At 51.3% G+C, this 6025-nt stretch carries 7 protein-coding genes; 4 read left to right on the top strand and 3 right to left on the bottom strand.

What is annotated here, in order from left to right; translation table 11 throughout:
- The 3 genes from GIW04_RS05245 to GIW04_RS05235 form a co-directional block, all read left to right on the top strand.
- The coding region (locus GIW04_RS05245) for an inorganic diphosphatase (protein ID WP_236478942.1) at positions 1-189 on the top strand (189 nt) is incomplete at its 5' end.
- A 212-nt stretch (positions 190-401) separates the two neighbouring features.
- The gene (locus GIW04_RS05240; protein ID WP_003194525.1) at positions 402-1172 is read left to right on the top strand and encodes a LexA family transcriptional regulator; all 771 of its coding nucleotides are present in this window, start codon (positions 402-404) and stop codon (positions 1170-1172) included.
- A gap of 366 nt (positions 1173-1538) precedes the next feature.
- Complete coding sequence (locus tag GIW04_RS05235; RefSeq protein WP_120248776.1) at positions 1539-2744, top strand: tyrosine-type recombinase/integrase; 1206 nt, start codon at positions 1539-1541, stop codon at positions 2742-2744.
- Between the two features lie 253 nt (positions 2745-2997).
- On the opposite strand, the gene GIW04_RS05230 is transcribed toward GIW04_RS05235, so the two are convergent.
- From GIW04_RS05230 to GIW04_RS05220, 3 genes are read right to left on the bottom strand one after another with little or no spacing between them, the layout of a single operon-like run.
- Positions 2998-3702, bottom strand: coding sequence for a hypothetical protein (locus GIW04_RS05230; RefSeq protein WP_120248775.1), 705 nt, complete (start codon positions 3700-3702; stop codon positions 2998-3000).
- 15 nt (positions 3703-3717) lie between these two features.
- The gene (locus tag GIW04_RS05225; RefSeq protein ID WP_120248774.1) at positions 3718-5184 is read right to left on the bottom strand and encodes a YfjI family protein; all 1467 of its coding nucleotides are present in this window, start codon (positions 5182-5184) and stop codon (positions 3718-3720) included.
- Positions 5184-5408 carry a helix-turn-helix transcriptional regulator gene (locus tag GIW04_RS05220; protein WP_017131382.1) on the bottom strand — a complete coding sequence of 75 codons (225 nt, stop codon included), beginning with the start codon at positions 5406-5408 and terminating at the stop codon, positions 5184-5186. The genes GIW04_RS05225 and GIW04_RS05220 overlap by 1 nt, the downstream gene beginning before the upstream one ends.
- A gap of 286 nt (positions 5409-5694) precedes the next feature.
- Here GIW04_RS05220 and GIW04_RS05215 point away from each other — a divergent pair, with 286 nt between their 5' ends.
- Positions 5695-6024, top strand: a complete 330-nt coding sequence (locus GIW04_RS05215; RefSeq protein WP_054882005.1) for a hypothetical protein — start codon at positions 5695-5697, stop codon at positions 6022-6024.
- The last annotated feature ends 1 nt before the right edge of the window (position 6025 follow it).

Raw genomic sequence — 6025 nt, 5'->3', positions numbered from 1 at the left:
CTGTCCCAGCTGTACGTGGACGTGAAGGAATACACCGACCTGCCGCCACTGCTGCTGGAACAGATCAAGCACTTCTTCGAGAACTACAAAGACCTCGAAAAAGGCAAATGGGTGAAGATCGACGGTTGGGGCAACGCAGACGCTGCCCGCGCCGAGATCATGAAGTCGGTTGCGGCCTACAAAGGCTGATACCCGCGCCTCATTGCCACGGCAAATAAAAAGCCCCGTTAATTCGGGGCTTTTTTATGGGCCGGATTAAACATCAAGTTCAATGTTTATTTGCAGCGTTTAACTAACTTGCACACCTGAAAGATCCCGCCACAACTAAGCCAAATCCTACAACTGCAAATCAACGCATGGTTTTATTTGATTAGACTTTCCGGCCAGTAAACTCTGCGTTTATGAATACATCAGGTGATCGTTTAAAAGCGCTACTACGGGAAGTTCATCTTTCCGCCTCCGACTTCGCCAAGAACCGCGGCGTCACGCCTCAGCACGTGAACAACTGGTTCAAACGCGGCGTCCCCATGGGCCGACTCAACGAGATCGCAGAGTTGCTGTGCGTCTCAAGTCGCTGGTTAAGCGACGGCAAAGGCCCCAAACACCCGCCCGCCAACTACCTGCTGGAAGGCCCCACCGCAAGGATTGCAACCGCCCGCGAAGACACCGGCAAATACCTCACAGGCCCCGCCTGCCGCCCGGAAAAAACCGACGTGGAGATCCCCCTCCACCCCACCTTCACCTCAACCGAACGCATCCGCGTCTCCCTGCACAGCCTGGAAACCCTCAACGTCAACCCCGACCGCGCCATAGGCGCCTACATGGTCGACAACAGCATGATCGACATTATCCAACAAGGCGCCACCCTCGCCATCGACCGAGGCCGCACCCAAATCATCGATGGCGAAATCTACGCCGTCGAACATGACGGCATGCTGCGCATCAAATACCTCTACAACCGCCCTGGCGGTGGCCTGCGCATGCGCAGCCACAACGCCAGCGAACACCCGGACGAATACCTCAACCACGAGGAACGCTTCGAGCAAAGCTTCAAAATCGTCGGCTGGGTATTCTGGTGGTCCACCCTCAACAACCGCCGCCCACCGGTGCCCCTGGATGAACACCTGCTGGGCTGGGAAGGCTCTAAATCGGAACCGGAGGTGGGCAACTGAAGTGAATGTGGGTATCATGCGCCGCACATTTGGCAGGGGTCGCTTTTAGCTGATTCCCTGCCGGCGAAGCGGAGGAGTTCCCGCGGATGCCCCTACTATTCAGCCCGACGCAATGTGGGCTGAGCGATTTGAAGGCTGGTGAGGTTTGTCAAAAACAAGCTGAGGCAGTCCCCGAGAAGCCGGCCACAAGCCGGCTTTTTAATTGTCCGAAATAATCCTATCCCATCCGATAATCTTCCTGATAGCGTAGCTATTCCGGGGGTTTTAAGCATTTACCTGTCCGATGGCGTTCAAAGCCATTCGATCTCATCCGACGATGAAGTGGGGGGACAGGTGGGGGGACAAAACTGCGACAGGGGAAATCTAATGGGTAAGCTGAATCCGAAACAAGTCGAAAACCTGACCGAACCCGGCACCTATGAAGATGGTGATGGGCTTCGTTTGGTCGTCAAACCTACTGGGCGTAAATCCTGGCTGCTTCGCTTCCAACTGGCGGGCCGTCGTAGAGAGATGGGGCTGGGCTCATTCCCTGAGGTGAGTCTCAAGAAGGCGAGACAAGACGCCAGCGCTAAACGCAGCCAACTGAGTGATGGCATTGATCCCCTATCAGCCAGGGACATAGAGCGCGCCGCTCAACGGGAAGCCCAGCGTGCAAGTGAAGCCAAGCAGATGAAGTTCGAGACTCTGGCAGCAGAATACCGCGATGCGCACGGCTCGGCGTGGTCGGAGAAATGGCGTAAGGGATGGCTGCGAAAGCTAGAGCTGTATGCGTTTGATCACATAGGCAAGCTGTCAGCCGAAGACATCGGCACTCCCGAAGTGCTTAAGGTGTTGCAACCCATCTGGGCCACCAAGACTAGAACCGCTGACGAGGTGCGTGGGCAAATAGAACAGATCCTGGACGCGGCCAAGGCACGCAATCTGCGACAGGGTGAGAACCCTGCTCGCTGGCGCGGGCACTTAGACAATCTGTTGAGCCGCTCTGAAAAGAGGAAAGCTCGGAAGCGTGAGCACTTTGAAGCATTGCGCTGGCAGGAAGTGCCGGAACTGATGATAAAGCTCAGGGCAAACTCCACTCCCCCGTCCTGGGCTGCTCAACTGCTGATCATGACCAGCGCACGCGCCCACATGGTTAGGTTCGCTCGTTGGGATGAGTTTGATCTAGAGGCTGGAACTTGGTCCCTGCCAGACGAGCGAATGAAGATGCGAGTAGCTTTCGTAATTCCGCTTGCCAAGGAAGTCGTAGAGCTGGTGAAGAGGATCCCGCGAGATGAGGGAAGTCCCTTTCTCTTCCCAGGCCAAGGCAAGACAGGGGTAATGCACGCAAACGCTATACGAACCCTACTGCATGACATGGGTTATAAGCACATCACTCGTCATGGGTTTCGGTCTTCATTTCGTGATTGGGCCGGTGAATGCACCCATTACCCACGGGAGGTCTGTGAAATGGCGCTAGCACATGACGAGCGTGATCAGACTGAAGGTGCATACTCTCGCTCGGACTTTCTGGATAAGAGGCGCTTACTTATGAATGACTGGTGCATATTTACAACCCCTCCGCCAACAACCTGAAAATAAAGTTTATCTAGAAGTCGCCGCCTCGAAATATACAATCAGCGCACAAAGCAAGGCGCCTCAAGGCGGCAAAACCCACCGAGTGACACATTGCAGATGCCCCTCTAAATCATGAGATGAGAAAACTTTAAATCTTTAGGGAGACAGACAAGATCGCGCAAAGCTATCAAAGCTTGGCGAACCCCATACGTCTATACGTTCATGCCGGCTCAGGGCCGGCATCCAGAATCCAACTTTACATTACAGATAGTTAGGGCTCAACACGAAATACTTCAGCACAACTAGGACAAGATACATCTCGCCCCTTTAACGCATGTCGAAAATAGTGATCTCGAACCTTACCTTTCTTCTCTATACTCGTAACAATAAATTCGTAAACATCAAAGTCTAATGAGATCCAATTCCTGTCCACATATTCTGAAAGTGCCTTGGAAAGCGTATTAGCGGCCTCAGCATAACTACGCCACGGATTGGCAGGGCTAGACACTAACAATTCAGCTAACATCTCATAAATGTCTTCTCTTATCTTTTTTCCAACCTTAGCCCCCAAAACCCTCCCATTATAAGCCAAATTCACTACAGACATAAAATTCTGCATCCCATCGAATCTACCAATCTCTAATGCAGATCTCATAGCAAGTATTGCCGAAGCTTCAGGGCGCCCCTCCGTAAGCCTCGACACCGCCGCCTCATAATAAAGAACCGCATAGAAAAATCTCTCTTTCAACTCTACCGTACCACGAGCATCACCCTCCCTCAGCCAACATTTCAAAATATCCCTCTCAGAAACAATCCCCTGCTTTTCCACAAATCGAGAAACATGCTTTCTAAAAAGATGGAACGATTCCTTTGGCCAAAATTTTCTTAGCGAAAACCGCAACATCGCTCGCAACTTTGACAGTGCAACATAAGCCCCTGCACCCTCAACTTCCGCAACTGAATTGTACGCACGCATAAAACCTCAGCCATTTCAATTAAGAATCACAACTCCTTTTTTACCTTCCTGCACAAGGCGAATCAGCCCATCACGGGCAAGCTTTTCGTATATTTCCTCCAGCCTATCTGAATCTCTAAGTCTATTTGGACAATGACGTCTAATATAGGTTCTATCAACGCGCCGCTCACCTTTTTTATCATAATTCGACCTAATCCAAGCGTGGAGCTCACTGGCATCGTTCTCTAGCATGGTATCAGGGCTGAATACTTTATTAAACTGACGTGAAAACCAATAACCAAGCTCAATTGACGCCCGCATCGTCGTCTCAGAAACATCCCCCTCGCGACCCTCAAATATATGAAATATAGCAGCCAATCTGATCATATTTTCAGCAAGCTTTGACGCATGATCTGGCGCCCACCCATAAGCCCCATCTTCCGAAATTTCTTTTTCTATCTGATTGCGCGTATTGTTCCAGATCTCACTAGCACGTTCCGACAATCGAATCGCTTTTCGAGTACACTTGCCAAAACGACGACCATCAACATACTCTTTCAGAAGAGCAACTGCCCTATCTCCAAACCTCTCGCAAGCGTCCCATCGCTCTTCAGATCCGTCAGTAATTCTAGAACCTTGAGTGGACTTAGGCCGGCAAAATAAAAAACGAGAAGTAAGACCCGTACCTCTTGCAGCATCTCCCTTGATCTCGTTGAATGACTCAAAAACACTAGGCTGAATCATTAAGCAAAGGACAAGTCTTGCATCGAGCACCTGATAGGACTCACTTGAAACACGCCCCACCCGCACACCATCCCCACTCCAGACTGAATTAATTTTATCGAAATGTTGAAATGCTCCTCCTTTCAGAATCCCTGACGCTTCGCTGGAGATCCATCCTGCCGACGACAAACCACCATTCATAGCTTGAAACAAAGCCTGGACTGTCACATCATCATTGAGAAACAACAAGTTCAATGGTGGACTTGGCTCTTTATCTTGATGCTCACAGATCAGCCTAGCAACTTCTTCCGTGGCCTCACCTCGTTTCACGCACCTTCTTAAATTAGATTTATGTGCTTTTAAAATCTCGAACCAAACAGCATGCAAAGACTTATACTTAGTCAACTCAAGACCGCGTTCCGCAAGGATCGCTTCTTGATATTTAAATACACTTGCGGACAACGCACGAAGCGTCGGTGACTTTCCACTCCCAGAGCCGGCGACCGCCATGATAGCAAGCGACAACGGGTAAATATTACCTAGAGGAGACCTAACGTCATATAGACCCTGACAAGCCAATGACATCATCGCCAACGCAGAGCAAACAGCCAGTTCCCTTGGAGATTTTATGTTTCTCTGCACCTCATAAACTGCCTCAGAAAAAACTTCGAACGGTAAATCCGGAACAGTATCCGGTGCAATATGTTTATTTGATGCCTCCTTTGGTGCCGGTGAAGCCCTATTCCATGACGGCTGCCGCGCCGGCCTCTCACCATGCATCAACGTCCCTCCTGTTTTTTCAATTCAATAAATGCTCTTATCTCCCGCAGATCCCATCCGACTGCGAAACTACCGATCTTGAACGGCTTAGGAAAATCCGAATCAAACCACTTTGAACCTGGTTTAATTCGCTCATATATAGTCGACCGACTGAGCCCCAGCATGACCTGAAGCCGATTAATGCGGATTACGCGAAGTTCATCCTCAAAACTATCTATTTGCATAAGGCCCTCCCTCAGACGCCTCAACGGTATCTGGTAGGTGAAATAGAAACAGCCAAACCGCTAAACAGATATTATTTTTAGCGATTGCCTTGACATGGCTGAGATTTCGAGAGTGACGAACCACAGCATTTTTTCTAACCAACAGCCCTCCGCTACCTGCTAAAGCTGCTACCGCTGTAGCAAAAGTAGCGGCCGTAGGGGGCGTCCACCCTGCATGAAAATTCCATTCGTTATTTTTTCGGCCACACATAACCTCCCTGACTACATCATCAAGGAGGTTAGCCCCATGTCATTGCAGTGCCCTCGCTGTCATTCCCCCAAAGTCGCTTCTTTCCATCACGCCATGAAAGTCGGCGCGGCCATCGGCACCGTGGGTGGTGCTGCGCGCGGCGTCAGTGCTGCGCTGGCTGGAGGCCAAGCGGGTGCGCTCATTGGCGCTATCGCCGGGCCTGTAGGCATCACCCTCGGTTCAGTGTCAGGTGCCATTCTCGGTGGCCTGGCCGGCGGCGTCGGCGGCTGTGCGCTCGGCGCCCAACTGGGCGAGTCACTCGATCGCCATGTTCTGGCCCACAACCTCTGCCTGCTCTGCGGCCACCGCTTCAACCTCCCAACCTGAT

This window comes from Pseudomonas sp. PA-4-8C, from assembly GCF_021606625.1.
Classification (GTDB): domain Bacteria; phylum Pseudomonadota; class Gammaproteobacteria; order Pseudomonadales; family Pseudomonadaceae; genus Aquipseudomonas; species Aquipseudomonas lactis.
This window is presented reverse-complemented; position numbering and strand designations above follow the sequence as displayed.

Excerpts from the sequence above, each read along its gene's own strand:
- GIW04_RS05240 (WP_003194525.1), top strand. The coding sequence starts at position 402 with ATGAATACATCAGGTGATCGTTTAAAAGCGCTACTACGGGAAGTTCAT.
- GIW04_RS05235 (WP_120248776.1), top strand. The coding sequence starts at position 1,539 with ATGGGTAAGCTGAATCCGAAACAAGTCGAAAACCTGACCGAACCCGGC.
- GIW04_RS05230 (WP_120248775.1), bottom strand. The coding sequence starts at position 3,702 with ATGCGTGCGTACAATTCAGTTGCGGAAGTTGAGGGTGCAGGGGCTTAT.
- GIW04_RS05225 (WP_120248774.1), bottom strand. The coding sequence starts at position 5,184 with ATGCATGGTGAGAGGCCGGCGCGGCAGCCGTCATGGAATAGGGCTTCA.
- GIW04_RS05220 (WP_017131382.1), bottom strand. The coding sequence starts at position 5,408 with ATGCAAATAGATAGTTTTGAGGATGAACTTCGCGTAATCCGCATTAAT.
- GIW04_RS05215 (WP_054882005.1), top strand. The coding sequence starts at position 5,695 with ATGTCATTGCAGTGCCCTCGCTGTCATTCCCCCAAAGTCGCTTCTTTC.